This window comes from Mesorhizobium sp. LCM 4576 (assembly GCF_001854815.1).
GTDB classification, from domain to species: domain Bacteria; phylum Pseudomonadota; class Alphaproteobacteria; order Rhizobiales; family Rhizobiaceae; genus Mesorhizobium; species Mesorhizobium plurifarium.
The window spans coordinates 111,551-128,174 of sequence record NZ_MDDT01000025.1; the positions used below are offsets into that span (position 1 = coordinate 111,551).

A 16,624-nucleotide genomic window follows, 5' to 3' on the forward strand; every position below is an offset into this window, starting at 1 on the left:
AGAGCAATTCCAAGAAAAGTGTGTGACGGTTTTCCGTCCGGAATTGCGTAAAAACAAAGAGATAGAGCGTTTCGCCGGTTCCGCGAAACGGCGAAACGCTCTAGGCAGCGTCCCGCCATGCCGACCAGCAAGCGTGCCCCAGAAAGCGTACTGATGAGCGATCCGGACATCATTTTGAGCCTTGCAGGCATTGCCAAGTCGTTTGGCGAGAAGGCCGCGCTCAGCCATGTTGACCTCGATGTCCGGCGCGGCGAGGTGCATGTCATCTGCGGCGAGAACGGCGCCGGCAAATCGACGCTGATGAACATCCTTGCCGGCATTCACCAGCCGAACGCCGGCTCCATCGTGCTCAACGGCAAGACGGTCACGATCGCCGACCCGATCGCCGCGAGCCGCCTCGGCATCGGCATGGTGCACCAGCACTTCACGCTCGTGCCGTCCATGACCGTGGCGGAGAACCTGTTTCTCGGCCGCCAGCCACGCAGGCTGGGTATCTTCTCCGACCGCCGCCAGATGGCCGATCGCGCCCGTGAGCTGATCGCGCGCTACAACTTCCATCTCGATCCGGAAGCGCCGGTGCGCACGCTTTCGGTCGRCCAACGCCAGYGCGTCGAGATCCTGAAAGCGCTGGCCTTCGACGCCGATCTCCTGATCCTCGACGAACCGACCGCCGTGCTGACGCCGCCCGAAGTCGATGAGCTGATCGGCGTGGTCGACGGCTTGCGCGCCAGGGGCCGCACCATTCTTTTCATCACCCACAAGCTGCGCGAGGTGAAAGCCGTCTCCGACCGCGTGACCGTCATTCGCCGCGGCCGCAGCATTTCCACGCGCAATACGGGCGATGTCACCGAAGCCGACATCGCCCGCGACATGGTCGGCCGCGAGGTATTCCTTGTCGGCCGCAAGGGCAGCGCCCAGCGCAGCTTCGGCGCCCCGGTTCTGACGCTGGACAATGTCAGCATGACCAATCATTCAGGCCGCCGTCTGCTCGACCGCATCTCCCTTGAGGTGCGCGCCGGCGAGGTGCTGGGCATCGCCGGCGTCGACGGCAACGGCCAGACGGAGCTTGCCGAGGCGATCGCGGGACTGATGCCGGTGCAGGCGGGCAAGATCCGTTTCGGCGACCGGGATCTGACCGACGCCGACCTGCGCGAACGTCAGCAGGCCGGTCTCGGCTTCGTGCCGGAAGATCGCCTCGACCGCGGCCTCAGCGTCACGATGAGCGTCGCCGAGAATGTCGCCGCCACCAATTACAAACGCGCCGGATTGCTCTCCGGCGGCCTGATCGACCGGCACAAGCTCGACAGCTTCRCCGGCGACAAGATCAGGGAGTTCGACGTGCGCGGCGCCCAGCCTTCGACGCAGGCAGGCTGGCTGTCCGGCGGCAATATGCAGAAGCTGGTGATCGCCCGCGAGCTGGAGCGCGATCCATCGCTGCTCCTGATCTGCCARCCGACGCGCGGACTGGATATCGGCGCATCCGAATTCGTCCACGCGCGCATCCTGYAGGCCGCCGACCGGGGCCGCGCCGTGCTCCTGATCTCGTCCGAGCTGTCGGAGATCTTCGCGCTCTCCGACAGGATCGGCGTCATGTATTCGGGGCGCATGATGCGCGTCCTCGACCGCGCCGAGGCCGACGATGAGACCGTCGGATATCTGATGAACGGCGGATCGAAGGAGGCAGCGTGATGGCAACCCCGCTGTCCAATTTCCTGCGTGTCATTCGCGCGCCACTGGCCGCGATCCTGCTCACGCTGGCGCTCGRCTTCCTGCTGGTCGCCTCGATCACGGATGAGCCGGTCCGCGCCTATCGCGACCTTTTGCTCGCCAATTTCGATTCGCTCGGCAACTTCGCCCTGTTCCTCAATCGCGCCACGCCGCTCACCCTGATCGCGCTGGGTGTCGTCTTTTCCTTTCGCGCCGRCATCTTCAATGTCGGCGGGGAGGGCCAGCTCTATGCCGGCGCGGTCACCACCACCGTCGTCGCCATCGCCGGCGCTTCGCTGCCGGCCTTTGTGCTGATGCCGCTCGCCATTATCGCCGGCTTTCTTGCCGGCGCGGTGGTCGGCTGGATTCCAGGCGTGCTCAAGGTGCGTCTCGCCGTCGACGAGGTGGTGACGACATTGATGCTCAACATCATCATTCTGCTGATCACCTCATGGCTTGCCAACCAGGTGATCCGTGACACCACGGCCTATGGCGCGGTGAGCTGGATGGTGCCGAACTCGATCTGGCTGCCGCCCTTGCCCTTCGTCCCGCGCGCCACCAGCGGCTTCCTCGTCGCCGCCGTGCTCGCCGTGGTCTCYTGGATCGTTCTGTTTCGCACGCAATGGGGTGCCGAGGTTCGCGCGGCCGGCACCAATCTTCGCTTCGCCGAGGCCACCGGCGTGCCGGCGGYGCGGCGGGTGATATCGGCAATGGTCATTGCCGGCGGATTGGCCGGCCTGGCCGGAGCGCTCTACGTGCTCGGCGTCGGCCATCGCTTCGAGCAGAATTTCTCGCCGAGCTACGGACTGGTCGGCCTGACCTGCGCGCTGCTTGCCCGCGTCCATCCGATCGGCTCGCTGGCGACCGCGCTGTTCTACGCCGCGATGCTGAACGGCGCCGCCTATATGCAGATTTCCACCGACGTGCCGCGCTCGCTGGTCAATCTTTTGACGGGCCTGCTCGTGCTGCTGATGACGGCGCGGCTGCGTCGCGCCGCCCAGGCAGCGTGAGGAGGCGCGGATGAACCTCACATCGCTGCTCGCCGCGGTCCTCGAACAGTCGACCCCGATCCTGCTTGCCGCGCTGGCGGCGATGATTACCTTGCGCGCCAACATCCTCAACGTCGCGGTCGAGGGCATGATGCTGGCGGCGGCCTTCGCCGCCGTCGCGGTCGGCGACTGGAGCGGCAGCGCCTGGCCGGCCTTCCTGTCGGCGTTGGTGGTCGCGGTGGTGCTGTCGCAGCTCCTGGCGCTGCTGACCCTGCGCTTCTTCGCCGATTTCATCGTGGCGGGCCTAGGCATCAACCTGCTCGCCGCCGGCGGCACCTTGTTCATTCTCGAGCGCTACTACAACAGTCCGGGCGGCCTGAGGCCRATCGCCTTTCCCGACATCTGGCACATACCGGCCGGATCGCTGTCCTGGTTGCCGGTGCTCGGCCCGGCCTTCGAAGGCCAGAGCGTCATCGTGGTGATCGCGCTTGTCGCCGTGCCGCTCACCTATGTCTTCCTCTACAAGACGCCACTCGGCGCCAGCCTGCGGGCCGCGGGAGAGGACGAGCACGCAGCGCGCTCCGCCGGTATCCGCATCGCCGCCATGAAGGCCCTGTCCTTGGCGATCAGCGGCCTGCTGGCCGGGCTCGCCGGCGCGCAGCTTGCCATGGACAAGCTGCATTTCTTCCTGCCGGACATGACCAGCGGCCGCGGCTTCATCGGCCTTGCCGCAACGCTGTTCGGCGGCGGCCAGCCCTGGATGACGGCGGCGGCGTCTTTCCTGTTCGGCTTCTTCGGTGCTCTGGGCGACCGCCTGCAGGTGTTCGCCATCCCCTCGCAGTTCGTGCTGATGCTGCCTTATCTCGCCGCCATCATCGGCCTGACTTTCGCCCGCTGGCGCATCCTCGTGCGCAACCGGCCGGCCCGAATTCGGGATAATCCCCAATGACGAAGCCGATCATCCTCGATTGCGATCCGGGCAATGACGATGCTCTCGGCATCCTGGTCGCGGCCGGTCATGAGGCGCTCGACCTGAAGGCGGTGACGACGGGCGCCGGCCATCTCGCCGGCGACCGCACGGCACGAAACGGCGCCATTGCCGTGGCTTTCACAGGGCGCGACGACGTTCCGGTTGCTGCTGGCGCCATGGGGCCATTGGTGCGCGAAAGGTTGATCGCTGGCATTCTCGACCAGACCAGCGCGCTCGATCCGGAGCGGCCGGATCTTGACGCCGTCCCACTCGATCCACGTCACTCCAGCGACCTCATCGCCGAGCTCGTCGTTTCGGGCGTCGCAAGCACCGTCGTCACCACTGGTCCGCTGACCAATCTGGCCTTGGCGTTGCGGCGCAACCCCGGTCTGCCGCAGAAGATAGAGCGCGTCGTGTCGCTCGGCGGCGCATGGGGGCTCGGCAACAAGACCGCGGCGGCGGAATGGAACGTGCTGTGCGACCCGGAGGYGGCAGCCATCGTGTTCGGAGCCGGCATTCCCTTGACGCTCGTTCCGATCGACGTCGGACCGCAGGCGGTTATCACCGATCGATTGATTTCGGACACCGAGGCGATCGGCGGTAGGGTCGGGCGTTTCGCTGCCGAGCTCTTGCGCTCGCTGAACAAGACATTCCGCCCGGGCGTGTTCGGCCCTGCCGCCATGCCGCTCAACGATCCCGTGGCGTCCCTTGTCGCGGCCGAGCCTTCCCTGGCCAGGACGGTTCCGGCGCGCCTCGAGGTCGAGCTCGCCGGCAGGTTGACCTATGGCCGCACGGTCATCGACTTTGCCAGACGCTCCGGAGCGCCGAACGCCGAAATCGCCGTCGAGCTTGACGGGGAGGGCATCCACGCCGCCTTCAWCGCCGCGCTGAAGCGGTTGGCCAGACGGCCCGACAGAACAGGAGAGGAAGTATGACAAAGAGCCATCGCGTCCTGATAGCGGGTGAATCCTGGACCGTTCATTCGATCCACCAGAAGGGCTTCGATTCCTTCACCACCACGGAATACGCCGAAGGCGTGCGCTGGCTGCGCGATGCCCTTGAGGGTGGAGGTTGGGACGTTGTCTACCAGCCCGCCCACGTCGCCGCGCGCGATTTCCCCTTCAGCGCCGGCGAGTTGGCGAAATTCGACTGCATCATGCTGAGCGACATCGGCGCCAACACTTTGTTGCTCCACCCCGACACGTTCGTGCGCTCGAAGACGCTGCCCAATCGCCTCGAAGCGATACGCGACTATGTCCTAGGCGGCGGCGGACTGGTGATGGTCGGCGGCTATATGACCTTCCAGGGCATAGACGCCAAGGCGCGCTATCGCGATACGGAGGTCGCCGAGGTGCTGGGCGTGGAGATGGAGGCAGGCGATGACCGCGCCGAGCGGCCGCAAGGCGTGAAGCCGCGTGTCGCCGCAGCAAATCATCCGATCGTCGGCGGACTGGAAGCGGAATGGCCGGCGCTGCTCGGTTACAACCGCTTTGCCGCCAGGCAGAAGGCGACGGTGGTCGCGACCGTCGGCAACGATCCGCTGATCGTCGCGGCTGAATTCGGCAAGGGGCGGTCGGTCGCCTTCGCGTCCGACTGCGGGCCGCACTGGGCACCGCCGGCCTTTGTCGATTGGCCAGGCTACACGACGCTCTGGCGGCAGATCGTCGGCTGGGCGGCGGGAGTCTGATATGGTCACGCTCAATATCATGCGCTGGGGCGACCGCGGCGCGCCGAAGACGATGGTGGCGCTGCACGGCATCACCGCCAATGYGGGCGCCATGACCGAGCCGGCCAGGCTGCTTGCCGCGCGCGGCTGGCAGGTGATTGCTCCCGACATGCGCGGCCATGGCGAAAGCGCGCGCGGCAATGGCGATTTCTCCTTCGACAGTCTGCTCGCCGATTTTGCCGAGAACCTGCCCGACGCGCCGGATGTGCTGCTTGGCCATTCCTTCGGCGGCACGCTGGCGCAGCTTGGCGTGCTGCGCGGCCTGTTCCGGCCGAAAGCGATGCTTCTGGAAGACCCGGTCTCGCATTTCGCCGACAAGGCGACGCCGAAGGGCATGTTGGACTGGGACGAGGCAAACCTGCCTCACGACATTGAGGGGTTGCTGAAACTCAATCCCGGCTGGTCGCGGCGGGACGCCGCCTGGAAGGTCGTGTCGCTCGAGCAGATATCCTTCGACGACGCGCGTTCGGCCTTCGCCGGCAACGCGCCCTGGGACCTGCGGGACGAGGCGGCGCGCCTGGCCAAGATGCTGCCGACGGTCTGGGTCCTGCCGGACGTGAGCCGGTTCGTCCCGCCCGACGACACCCAGCGCCTGCGGGCGGAGGTCGGCGAGCGGTCCGTCGTCGTGATGCCCAATGTCGGCCACAGCATCCATCGCGACGCCACGCAGGCATTTGTCGACATTGTCGAGAAACTGGGAGCCGGCACTTGGTTCGACCGCTGAACGACGGGCACGATTTCGTCTTCCAATTGGGAGGGCATGCGCCGCGGCTTTCCGTCGGGCCCGGCGAGCAATTCACGGTCTTCACCGAGGATTGCTTCTCCGGCCGGCTGACCAGCGTCGACGGCAGGCCGCGCGAGGTCGCGCCTTATCCAAAGGTGAACCCACTGGTCGGTCCGATCGCTGTCGAAGGCATCAAGGCCGGCGATATCATGGCAATCCGCCTTCACCGCCTGGAGCCGGCACGCGACTGGGGCGTGGCGACGATATCGCCGAATTTCGGTTTCCTGTCGGGAACTCGCGCCTCGCCCAATTTGCAGGCGGAGCAGGAAGAGCGGGTGTGGATCTGGCGCCTTTCGTCCGCTCGAACCGAACTGACCACGCAGACCTCCTCCGGCCGCACGCTGCGTGCCGGCTATCGGCCGTTCCACGGGACGCTGGGCGTCGCGCCCGCGCATGGCGAGGTCCGCCTCGGCGTGGTCCCTGGCGACTTCGGCGGCAATTTCGACATCCCGGATCTGACCGAGGGCGCAACGCTTTACCTGCGGGCCAATATCGATGGCGGGCACATCTATATCGGTGACGGYCATTACGCGCAGGGCGACGGCGAGATCGCCGGCACCGCGGTCGAGGGCGCCTTCTTCACGACCCTTTCCGTGGAGAAGGCCACCGCGGACGGGAGCTTCGACTGGCCGCGCCTGGAGACCGAAAACCATATCGGTGTCATCGGCTGCGCGCGGCCGCTGGACGACGCCGCCCGCATCGCGGCCGCCGGGCTGGTGCGCTGGGTAGCGCATCGTACAGGCCTCGATACGATGGACGCGCATCAACTGGTCAGCCAGACCTGCAACCTGCGCATCGGCAATGTCGTGAATCCCGCTTTCACGGTGCTTTGTTCCGTGCCGAAGGCGGTCCTGTCACTTTAGCGATACGGCGGCCCGTCCGCGATTGGTGCGGCCGCTCGATGCCCGGGCGGCTGGACGCGAGGCCGGCAATTGCCCATGGTCGGTGGAACAGCCGGAATCGCACCATGGACGTCGCCGTCTTCATCCTCGTCGTGCTCGCCTTCGTGACCGTTTCGGGCGCGTTGGTGCGCCTGGTGCGCGTGCCGCTGCCGGTGCTGCAGATCGCTATTGGCGTCGCGCTTGCCTGGCCTGCGCGAGGCGTTCACATCGAAGTGGATCCGGAACTGTTCCTGCTGGTGTTCATTCCGCCGCTTCTGTTCGGCGACGCCTTTTCGGCGCCGAAGCGTGAGCTGATGGCGCTGCGCGGTCCGATCCTCGACCTCGCCATCGGGCTCGTCTTCTTCACCATCGTCGGCTTCGGCTACGCCTTGCACTGGCTGGTGCCGAGCATCCCGCTGGTGGTCGCCTTCGCTTTGGCCGCAGTGCTGTCGCCGACCGACGCGGTCGCCGTGTCCTCGATCGTCGACCGCAATCTCGTCCCGGYGCGGCTGATGCACATATTGGAAGGYGAGTCGCTGCTCAACGACGCCTCCGGTCTGGTGATGTTCCGCTTCACGGTGGCGGCGGTGCTCACGGGCAGCTTTTCGTTTGCCGGGGCATCCCTGAGCTTCCTCCTGGCCGTGGCGGTCGGCATCCTCGCCGGTGTCGCGGCGCTGTTCATCGCGGCGAAGTCGTTGCAGATTCTCAGCCGTATCACCAGCACACCGGCAGAAGCGCAGGTGCTGGTTATGGTCCTGCTGCCCTTCGTCGCCTATCTGATCGCCGAGCATTTCGGCGCTTCAGGCATCCTGGCGGCGGTCACCGCCGGGCTTCTGACCGGATATTCCGGCATCGTCCGCCACATGGCGGTTTCGGCACGCATCCAGACGATCTCGCTCTGGTCGATGCTGATCTTCATGTTCAACGGCTCGCTGTTCATCCTGCTCGGCCTGCAACTGCCAGACATTATCCGCAAGGTACCGCCGGAACTGACCACCCGGCACTGGCTGTTCGAGCCGGCCCTGACCGTGCTGTTGCTCACGCTCTGCCTTATCGGCCTGCGCTTCGTCTGGATCTGGATCGGCGACATCGGGGCGGTGCTTGCCGCGCGGCTCGGCAAGCGCAAGGCCGAAYCCTTTGGCTTTCGCGTCAGGCTTGCCGGCTCGATCGCCGGCGTTCGCGGCGCCGTGACGCTGGCCGGCATCCTGTCGCTGCCRCTCACCTTGCAGGACGGCACGCCCTTTCCGGCGCGCGACCTCGTGATCTTTCTTGCGGCCGGCGTCATCATCTGCTCACTGGCGATTGCCAGCCTTGCTTTGYCGACGGTCGCGCGCGGTCTCGTCGAGCCGGGCGAGCAACCGGGCGCGGCTGAAGAGCGCAGGGCTCGCGTCGGCGCCGCCAACGCGGCAATCGCCAGGATCGAAGGCCTCGCAGGCGACAGTAACGAAGGCGAGGCGGCTGAGATGAAGCTCGCCATCGCCGAGAGCGTCGCCTCTATCTACCGGCGCCGCATCTCGCTCTCCGAYGGCGCCGACGAAGCGCGCGCCGAGGCCCGCGAATCCGGCCGCATCGAGATCGAACTCAGGCTTGCCGGCATCGAGGCCGAGCGCGCCGAGCTGCAGGCGATGCTTCGCCGCGGCGACATCAACGACCACACCGCGCGCAAGCTGTTCACCGAGATCACCTTCTCCGAAGCGATCCTGAAGGGCCGCGCGCCACGGGATTAGAACCGGGTGCGCTGTCTTGGCGCAAACCGGCCAGCAAATTTCGCGCCGCAAACGTGGCGGCCCGAAAACAACTGTGTTAATGCGCGGCGACCTCGCAGACCTCCGGCCCCAAGGGAAAGCAAGCCATGTCAAATGCAGCGGCAGCCTCCAGCAAATTCGAATCCTTCTTCGAGACCACGCTTGCCGACGCCGATCCGGAAATCTTCGGCGCCATCCGCAACGAACTCGGTCGCCAGCGCCATGAGATCGAGCTGATCGCGTCCGAAAACATCGTGTCGCGCGCGGTGCTCGAGGCGCAGGGCTCGATCATGACCAACAAATATGCCGAAGGCTATCCGGGCAAGCGCTACTATGGCGRCTGCCAGTTCGTCGACGTGGCCGAGGAACTGGCCATCGAGCGCGCGAAAAAGCTGTTTGGCTGCAACTTCGCCAACGTCCAGCCAAACTCGGGCAGCYAGATGAACCAGGCGGTGTTCCTGGCGCTGCTGCAGCCCGGCGACACCTTCATGGGTCTCGACCTGAATTCGGGCGGCCATCTCACCCACGGCTCGCCGGTCAACATGAGCGGCAAGTGGTTCAAGGTCGTCTCCTATGGCGTGCGCAAGGACGATCACCTGCTCGACATGGACGCGATCGAAAAGACCGCGCATGAGACCAAGCCGAAGCTGATCCTGGCCGGCGGCACCGCCTATTCGCGCATCTGGGACTGGAAGCGTTTTCGCGAGATCGCCGATTCGATCGGTGCTTATCTGATGGTCGACATGGCCCATATTGCTGGCCTGGTCGCCGGCGGCATGCACCCGTCGCCACTGCCCTATGCCCATGTCGTGACCACGACGACGCACAAGTCGCTGCGCGGCCCGCGCGGCGGCATGATCCTGTGCAACGACGAGGAAATCGCCAAGAAGATGAACTCGGCGGTGTTCCCGGGCCTGCAGGGCGGCCCGCTGATGCATGTCATCGCCGCCAAGGCGGTCGCGCTTGGCGAGGCGCTGAAGCCGAGCTTCAAGGCCTATGCCGAAAGCATCGTCGCCAATGCCAAGGCGCTGGCGTCCAGCCTGCAGGAGACCGGCCTCGATATCGTCTCCGGCGGCACCGACAACCATCTGATGCTGGTCGATCTGCGTCCGAAGAACGCCACCGGCAAGCGTGCGGAAGCAGCGCTGGGCCGCGCCAACATCACCTGCAACAAGAACGGCATTCCGTTCGATCCGGAAAAGCCGTTCGTCACCTCGGGCGTGCGCCTCGGCACGCCGGCCGGCACCACACGCGGCTTCGGCCAGGCCGAATTCCGCGAGATCGGCAAGCTGATCGCCGAGGTGCTGGACGGTCTGAAAGTGGCGAATTCCGACGAGGGCAATGCGGCGGTCGAGGCCGCGGTGAAGGCCAAGGTCACGGCGCTGACCGATCGCTTCCCGCTTTACCCCTATCTCGGTTGACCAGGCGCCGCGCGTCATCTTTTATCCCTGCGCTGCGCGCCGCTCCTTGATCGGGCGGCGCGGCTTACCGGAGACTTGATGATGCGCACTTCCCGCTTTGCCGCCTTGGTCCTGTTTGGCTCGCTGACCGCTTCCGCCGCGGTCGCTGAGGAGCAGACGAACGCCGACTTGTCGGCCACCAATACGTTCGGCAAGTGGACCACCATCATCGATACGCTCGATACCGGGCAGGACGCGCACAAGACCTGCGCCGCCTCGACGGCTTTCGTCGACGGCACCGGCAATGCCGGGTCCCTGACGCTGTCGATCTCGACCGGCGACGCGCTGCCGCCGGACGCGTATCCGGCCATCATGTTCATTATCGACAACAAGACCCTGCCGACCGGCGACAAGATCGCCGCGACCTTCGGTGATCCGGGCGTGAAGGTTGCGGCGACCGTAAGCTCCAACGCCGCCGCCGGCGGTCGTCCCAGCTGGATGGTCGACAACCAGGCCAAGACCAGCCTTGCCCTGCTGCGCGCCATGCGCAAGGTTACCTCGCTCGATGTGACTTTCGGCAAACAGAAGGTCACCAGCATCCCGATGGACGGCTTCACCAAGGCCTATCGCAATCTCGGCACGTCCTGCGGGTTTTCGACCAAGGACGTCGCGCCTTGACGCTTGCCCGCCGGCGGGGCAGGGCGCTGGCAATCTTGCTCCCGCCTCGCTATCTCTGAGACACAAAAGGCTCTAAGCCTTTCGCCCACCAGAGTGAGATGACGCTTCCTTGAATCGCCCTCTCACTCTAAAATTTTGTTTTTGAAGCATGATCTTCTCCGAAAAGCCTGCAACTTTTCGGGATCATGCCTGAATCGCGAACCCAAGGCTTTCCATGCGCTGCCCCTATTGCCAGTCCGAAGATACGCAGGTGAAGGATTCGCGTCCCGCCGAGGATGGCGCGGCGATCCGCAGGCGGCGGGTGTGCCCCGATTGYGGCGGTCGTTTCACCACCTTCGAGCGCGTGCAGCTGCGCGACCTCGTCGTCATCAAGAAGTCCGGCCRCAAAGTGCCCTTCGACCGCGACAAGCTGCTGCGCTCCGTCGAGATCGCCGTGCGCAAGCGCAATGTCGACCCTGAGCGTATCGACCGCGCCGTTACCGGCATCGTGCGCCAGCTCGAAAGCTCGGGCGAAACCGAGATCGCCTCGGGTGAGGTCGGCCGGCTGGTCATGGAGGCATTGAAGTCGCTGGATGACGTCGCCTATGTCCGCTTCGCCTCGGTCTATCGCAATTTCCGCGAGGCCAGGGATTTCCATGAACTGCTGGGCGAATTGAAGGGCGACGAGGAAAAGACCGAAGAGGACGCCGGCTGATCATGGCGGGACCGCGACTGGACGAGGCCGCGCAGGCGGCCGTTGACCGCCGTTTCATGGCCGCGGCCATCAGGCTGTCGCGCCGCAATGCCGGCCGCACCTCGACCAACCCTTCCGTCGGCACCATCATCGTGCGCGACGACGGCGCCGGGCCGATGATCGTCGGCACCGGCGTGACGGCAGTCGGCGGCCGCCCGCACGCCGAGACCGAGGCGCTGACCGAGGCTGGCGAACTGGCCCGTGGCGCCACTGCCTATGTCACGCTGGAGCCTTGCGCCCATCACGGCCGCACGCCGCCTTGCGCCAATGCGCTGGTCAATGCCGGCATAGCGCGGGTGGTGGGTGCGGCGAGCGATCCCGATCCACGCGTCTCCGGCCAGGGCTACGCCATCCTGCGCGCTGCCGGCGTCGAGGTGGTGGAGAAGGTGCTGGCGGCCGAGGCTGCCGAGCAGATGGCCGGCTATCTGACTCGCTCTCTGAAAAAACGCCCCGAAGTAACTCTGAAGCTTGCGCTTTCCAGCGACGGCAAGATCGGCCGCAAGGGCGCCGGCCAGGTCGCCATCACCGGCGAGATCGCGCGACGCGACGTCTATCTGATGCGCGCCGAGTCTGACGCCATCCTGGTCGGCATCGGCACGGCGCTCGAGGACGATCCGGCGCTGACCGTGCGCCTGCCGGGACTGGAGAACCGCTCGCCGGCGCGTATCATCCTCGATCGGCAGATCCGGTTGCCGGAGACGTCCAAGCTGGTTTCCGGAGTCGACCGCGTGCCGCTCTATGTCGCCGCTTGCCTGGAAGCCGACCCGCATCGGCGGGCGGCGCTCGAACGTGCCGGCGTGCGCTTCATCGGCACCGAAACCCATGACGGCGTCGTCGCTTTGCCGGAATTGCTGGAAGACCTTGCCGCGCTAGGCATGGCAAGCGTTTTGGTCGAAGGCGGCGCCCAGGTGGCCAAGGCCTTCCTCGATGAAAATCTTGTCGACCGCATTGTCCTCTTCCAAGGCCCGGACGCCATCGGTGAGGACGGTATTGCATCGCCCATCGACGCCGACCATATCCCGGCTGGATTTCGCAAATTGCGTGACATGCGCTTCGGCGAGGACGCTTACGCCGAGTGGGTAAGGGGTCTGTAATGTTTACTGGCATCGTCACCGACGTTGGCACGGTAGCCGCTGTGAAGCCGCTCGCTGAAGGCATCGGCCTGCGCATCGACACCGCCTATGATCCTGACACCATCGCGATTGGCGCTTCGATTTCCTGTGGTGGCGTCTGCCTCACCGTGACCGCGCTTCCCGAGCAAGGCTCGAACGCGCGCTGGTTCGAGGTCGAGGCCTGGGAGGAAGCGCTGAGGCTGACCACGGCTTCGAGCTGGAAATCCGGTACCCGTATCAACCTCGAACGGGCGCTGAAGATCGGCGACGAGCTCGGYGGCCACATCGTCTCCGGCCATGTCGACGGCWCCGCCGAGATCGTCGAGCGCAAGGAGGAGGGGGATGCCGTGCGCTTCACCCTCGAAGCGCCGCGCCACCTGGCGAAGTTCATCGCGCCCAAGGGGTCGGTCGCGCTCGACGGCACCTCACTCACCGTCAACAAGGTCGAAGGCACCCGCTTCGACGTGCTGCTCATCCATCACTCGCTGACCGTTACCACCTGGGGCGAGCGCCGGGCGGGCGACCGCGTCAACATCGAGATCGACACCATGGCCCGCTACGCGGCGCGCCTGGCGGAGGCGGCGAAAGAGGGGCTGTGATGACCAAGGACGAAATTGGCTCCGCTCGGCGAGAAAAGCTCCACGTCGAGGACGCGCCCGGCCTCAATCTGTCGGTCGACGATCGCAAGGTATTCGTTGAAGCGCTGACCAATCCGCGGCCGGTGAACGACCGTCTGAGGGACACGGTGCGTCGCTATCGCCAGGCTACTGGCGTCTGACTGCAGCAATCTTCCGCTTGCGATCAACCCGGCTTCGGCCTAAGTCACCGGCAACCCCCCCCGGAGACTTTTATGGCTGGCACATCCCAACACGGCAAAGCGTTCATTCGCCCGAAGGCGAAGGCGCATCTGCTCATTGTCGAAGCGCGCTTTCACGACGATCTCGCCGACGCCCTGCTCGAAGGCGCGACCGGCGCGCTCGATGAGGCCGGCGCCACCTATGACGTGGTGACGGTTCCCGGTTCGCTTGAAATACCGGCCGTCATCACCTTCGCGCTCGATGGCGCGGCCGAAGGCGGCACGCATTATGACGGCTTCGTCGCGTTGGGCACCATCGTCCGCGGCGACACCTATCATTTTGACATCGTCGCCAATGAATCGAGCCGTGCGCTAATGGACTTGTCGGTGCAGGAGGCGATCGCGGTCGGCAACGGCATCCTGACCACGGAGAACGACGCGCAGGCATGGACGCGTGCGCGAAAGACAGAAGGCGACAAGGGTGGCTTCGCCGCGCGCGCGGCGCTGACCATGATCGCGCACAAAGAGAAATTCGGAGCCCAATCGTGACCGAGCCCGCCTCGACCGGATCGGTGCGCCACGCCAACAAGCGCGGCGCCGCCCGTCTTGCCGCCGTCCAGGCGCTCTATCAGATGGATGTGGCCGGTAGCGGCGTCTTCGAGATCACGGCCGAATACGAGACCTTCCGCCTCGGCAAGGAAGTCGATGGCGCGCTCTATCGCGAGGCCGACGCGCAATGGTTCCGCGCCATCCTGACCGGCGTCGTCGAGAACCAGAAGACCATCGATCCCGTCATCCGCCAGGCCCTGACCGAGGACTGGCCGCTGTCGCGGCTGGATTCGACGCTGCGCGCCATCCTGCGTGCCGGCGTCTATGAACTGATGAAGCGCGAGGACGTGCCGGTCGCCGTCATCGTCTCCGAATATGTCGACATCGCCAAGGCGTTCTACGAGGAAGACGAGCCGAAGCTGGTGAACGCCGTGCTGGATCGTGTCTCGCGCCGGGTACGCGGCGAGGGACGTGGCAAGGACGCCTCGTGACAACCGCGACTGCGGCGATCGTCGAGGCCGGAAGGGAAGGGCGCCGCACCGCCGTCTTGCTTGCCGCCGCGCAGGCGATCGTCGGCTCGGCCGCGCCGATCGCCATTTCGCTCGGCGCGCTTGCCGGTCAATACTTGCTCGGTCCCGACAAGTCGTTGGCGACGGCGCCGATCACCGGATTCAATCTCGGCGTGGCGCTAGGCGCTTTGCCGGCTGCCGCCATCATCCGCAGCCTCGGCCATCGCGGCGGCTTCACGACCGGCACCGTGGTCACCGCATTCGGCGGCCTGATCGCCACCCTCGCGCTCTTCCACGGGAGCTTCTGGCTGTTCGCCTTCGGCCTCTGCGTCATCGGCGTCGGCGGCGCCTTCGTCCAGCAGTTCCGTTTCGCCGCCGCCGACAACGCGCCGCCCGAATTCAAGGCACGCGCCATCTCGTTCGTGCTGGCGGGCGGCATCATCACCGCCATCCTCGGGCCGCAGATCGTCATCTACACCCGCGAATTGCTGGCCCCCGTCATGTTCGCGGGATCGTTCGCCTCGATCCTGCCCCTGGCGGCGGTCGGCGCGCTCGTCCTGTCGTTCCTGCGCGTTTCCCCACATGCAAACGCCGTGACCGAAACTGACACAAGCGATGCCCGACCGTTGGCTGAAATCGTCACCCAACCGCGTTTTGTCGCAGCACTTTTCTGCACCGTCGGCAGCTATGCGCTGATGAGCTTCGTCATGACCGGCGCGCCGCTCGCGATGGTAGGCTGCGGCTTGTCGGAAGACGATGCCACGCTGGGTATCTCCTGGCACGTCATGGCCATGTTCGGGCCGAGCTTCTTCACCGGCACGCTGATCCACCGCTTCGGCGCCGAGCGCATCGTCGCCACTGGCCTTATCCTGTTGATCGGCTGCGCCGTCGTCGCGCTTTCCGGGCTGGCGCTGTGGCAGTTCTGGACCGCCTTGATCCTGCTCGGGCTCGGCTGGAATTTCGGTTTCATCGGCGCAACCGCAATGGTCGCCGCCAGCTACCGGCCCTCCGAGAAGAGCAAGGTCCAGGGCTTCCACGACTTCGTCCTGTTCGGCTCCGTCGCATTCTCCTCGCTGATGTCGGGCGCGATCTACAATGCCTGGGGCTGGACCATGCTGAACTGGATTGTCTTTCCGGTCGTCGCGCTCTGCTTTGTGGCGCTCGGCACGTTGAAGCTTGTGGGCGCTCCCAAACCTTGAAGGGGCGCCCGACCCGCTCTTCCGGCCACTTGAACAACCTGCCTGACCTGCCTGAAAACGAGGCCAGCGTCATGCATCCGGCGGGAGCACCTGCAGGACCCGCGCGATGAACATGTGGAACTCCTGCATGTAGTTGCGCAGGAATGTCTCTGTTGACGCCACGGTCACCTCGCCATCGTCGGTGATCAGCCCCGGAGTGAACTGAATGTAGGCTTCGGGCGAATTCATCTGGGGAGCGTTGCAGAAGCTAAGCACGCTGCGCAGGCTCTGCTGGGCGACGGCGGTAGCGATCGCGCCCGGCGACGTTCCGATGACGGCGGTCGGCTTGCGGGCAAAGGAGTTCTTGCCGTAGGGGCGACTGGCCCAGTCGATCGCATTCTTCAGGCCGCCGGGGATCGATCGGTTGTACTCCGGCGTGACGAAAAGCACCGCCTGGACCGACGCGATGGCTTTCTTGAACTCCAGGGCGACGGGTGGGAAGGCTGCGTCATAGTCGTAGCTGTAGAGCGGCAGGTCCTTGAAAGAGATTTCCGTCATTTCAAGTTCGGGCGGCGCCAGTCTGACGAGGGCCTTCGCAAGCTTGCGGTTGATGGAGCCCTTGGCGAGGCTGCCGATAAGGTAGCCGACTTTGTGCTTGGCCATGACACACTCCTGTTTTGGCCGCCGACCCGCCTTTCTAGTATTCCCCAGAACAGGGCAGGCCGCCACCCGGCCTTAGGTCGGCATTGCGCTATGTCGGGTTGAACAGCGCTTTTGTCGGATCGAACAAAATTATTGCGCCTGTCCCCCGAGTTATGAAACCGTGTACCCCGACTGCCCGTTATAGCCGTGCTCATATGCAGCCAC

The 16,624-nt window shown here is 65.4% G+C and carries 18 protein-coding genes; 17 read left to right on the forward strand and 1 reads right to left on the reverse strand.

Features of this window, described 5'->3' with window-relative positions:
* Positions 1–153 precede the first annotated feature (153 nt).
* The 17 genes from LCM4576_RS17045 (at position 154) to LCM4576_RS17125 (ending at position 15,778) form a co-directional block, all read left to right on the forward strand.
* Entirely contained in the window at positions 154–1,689 is a 1,536-nt protein-coding gene (locus tag LCM4576_RS17045) for an ABC transporter ATP-binding protein (protein WP_071033263.1), read from the forward strand.
* A complete protein-coding gene (locus LCM4576_RS17050; protein ID WP_071033264.1) occupies positions 1,689–2,717 on the forward strand; it encodes an ABC transporter permease in 1,029 nt (342 codons plus the stop codon). The genes LCM4576_RS17045 and LCM4576_RS17050 overlap by 1 nt, the downstream gene beginning before the upstream one ends.
* A gap of 10 nt (positions 2,718–2,727) precedes the next feature.
* Positions 2,728–3,645, forward strand: a complete 918-nt coding sequence (locus LCM4576_RS17055) for an ABC transporter permease (RefSeq protein WP_052467882.1) — start codon at positions 2,728–2,730, stop codon at positions 3,643–3,645.
* Positions 3,642–4,601: a nucleoside hydrolase gene (locus LCM4576_RS17060; protein WP_071033265.1), complete on the forward strand. Its 960-nt coding sequence runs from the start codon at positions 3,642–3,644 to the stop codon at positions 4,599–4,601. The genes LCM4576_RS17055 and LCM4576_RS17060 overlap by 4 nt, the downstream gene beginning before the upstream one ends.
* Complete coding sequence (locus tag LCM4576_RS17065) at positions 4,598–5,353, forward strand: glutamine amidotransferase (RefSeq protein ID WP_041008450.1); 756 nt, start codon at positions 4,598–4,600, stop codon at positions 5,351–5,353. The genes LCM4576_RS17060 and LCM4576_RS17065 overlap by 4 nt, the downstream gene beginning before the upstream one ends.
* Before the next feature lies 1 nt (position 5,354).
* Positions 5,355–6,116 carry an alpha/beta fold hydrolase gene (locus LCM4576_RS17070; protein ID WP_071033266.1) on the forward strand — a complete coding sequence of 254 codons (762 nt, stop codon included), beginning with the start codon at positions 5,355–5,357 and terminating at the stop codon, positions 6,114–6,116.
* Positions 6,101–7,039, forward strand: coding sequence for an acetamidase/formamidase family protein (locus LCM4576_RS17075; RefSeq protein ID WP_071033267.1), 939 nt, complete (start codon positions 6,101–6,103; stop codon positions 7,037–7,039). Before LCM4576_RS17070 ends, LCM4576_RS17075 begins: the two co-directional genes overlap by 16 nt.
* A 104-nt stretch (positions 7,040–7,143) precedes the next feature.
* The gene (locus tag LCM4576_RS17080) at positions 7,144–8,784 is read left to right on the forward strand and encodes a Na+/H+ antiporter (RefSeq protein ID WP_071033268.1); all 1,641 of its coding nucleotides are present in this window, start codon (positions 7,144–7,146) and stop codon (positions 8,782–8,784) included.
* A gap of 125 nt (positions 8,785–8,909) precedes the next feature.
* Positions 8,910–10,223 (forward strand): serine hydroxymethyltransferase, encoded by a 1,314-nt coding sequence (gene glyA / locus LCM4576_RS17085; RefSeq protein WP_071033269.1) that lies wholly within the window; start codon positions 8,910–8,912, stop codon positions 10,221–10,223.
* An 81-nt stretch (positions 10,224–10,304) separates the two neighbouring features.
* On the forward strand, positions 10,305–10,880 hold the full coding sequence (locus LCM4576_RS17090; RefSeq protein ID WP_071033309.1) for a hypothetical protein: 576 nt from the start codon (positions 10,305–10,307) through the stop codon (positions 10,878–10,880).
* Between the two features lie 214 nt (positions 10,881–11,094).
* On the forward strand, positions 11,095–11,574 hold the full coding sequence (gene nrdR, locus LCM4576_RS17095) for a transcriptional regulator NrdR (RefSeq protein WP_071033270.1): 480 nt from the start codon (positions 11,095–11,097) through the stop codon (positions 11,572–11,574).
* A gap of 2 nt (positions 11,575–11,576) precedes the next feature.
* Positions 11,577–12,707 carry a bifunctional diaminohydroxyphosphoribosylaminopyrimidine deaminase/5-amino-6-(5-phosphoribosylamino)uracil reductase RibD gene (gene ribD, locus LCM4576_RS17100; RefSeq protein ID WP_041006418.1) on the forward strand — a complete coding sequence of 377 codons (1,131 nt, stop codon included), beginning with the start codon at positions 11,577–11,579 and terminating at the stop codon, positions 12,705–12,707.
* Positions 12,707–13,324 (forward strand): riboflavin synthase, encoded by a 618-nt coding sequence (locus LCM4576_RS17105; RefSeq protein WP_071033271.1) that lies wholly within the window; start codon positions 12,707–12,709, stop codon positions 13,322–13,324. Before ribD ends, LCM4576_RS17105 begins: the two co-directional genes overlap by 1 nt.
* Complete coding sequence (locus tag LCM4576_RS17110) at positions 13,324–13,503, forward strand: DUF1778 domain-containing protein (RefSeq protein ID WP_040983270.1); 180 nt, start codon at positions 13,324–13,326, stop codon at positions 13,501–13,503. The genes LCM4576_RS17105 and LCM4576_RS17110 overlap by 1 nt, the downstream gene beginning before the upstream one ends.
* A 72-nt stretch (positions 13,504–13,575) precedes the next feature.
* Positions 13,576–14,070 (forward strand): 6,7-dimethyl-8-ribityllumazine synthase, encoded by a 495-nt coding sequence (gene ribH, locus LCM4576_RS17115; protein WP_071033272.1) that lies wholly within the window; start codon positions 13,576–13,578, stop codon positions 14,068–14,070.
* Positions 14,067–14,561, forward strand: coding sequence for a transcription antitermination factor NusB (gene nusB, locus LCM4576_RS17120; RefSeq protein WP_040983266.1), 495 nt, complete (start codon positions 14,067–14,069; stop codon positions 14,559–14,561). Before ribH ends, nusB begins: the two co-directional genes overlap by 4 nt.
* Positions 14,558–15,778, forward strand: coding sequence for an MFS transporter (locus tag LCM4576_RS17125; protein ID WP_071033273.1), 1,221 nt, complete (start codon positions 14,558–14,560; stop codon positions 15,776–15,778). Before nusB ends, LCM4576_RS17125 begins: the two co-directional genes overlap by 4 nt.
* A 69-nt stretch (positions 15,779–15,847) precedes the next feature.
* Here LCM4576_RS17125 and LCM4576_RS17130 read toward each other — a convergent pair whose 3' ends face one another.
* Positions 15,848–16,420 (reverse strand): NADPH-dependent FMN reductase, encoded by a 573-nt coding sequence (locus tag LCM4576_RS17130; protein WP_040983262.1) that lies wholly within the window; start codon positions 16,418–16,420, stop codon positions 15,848–15,850.
* Positions 16,421–16,624: the final 204 nt, after the last annotated feature.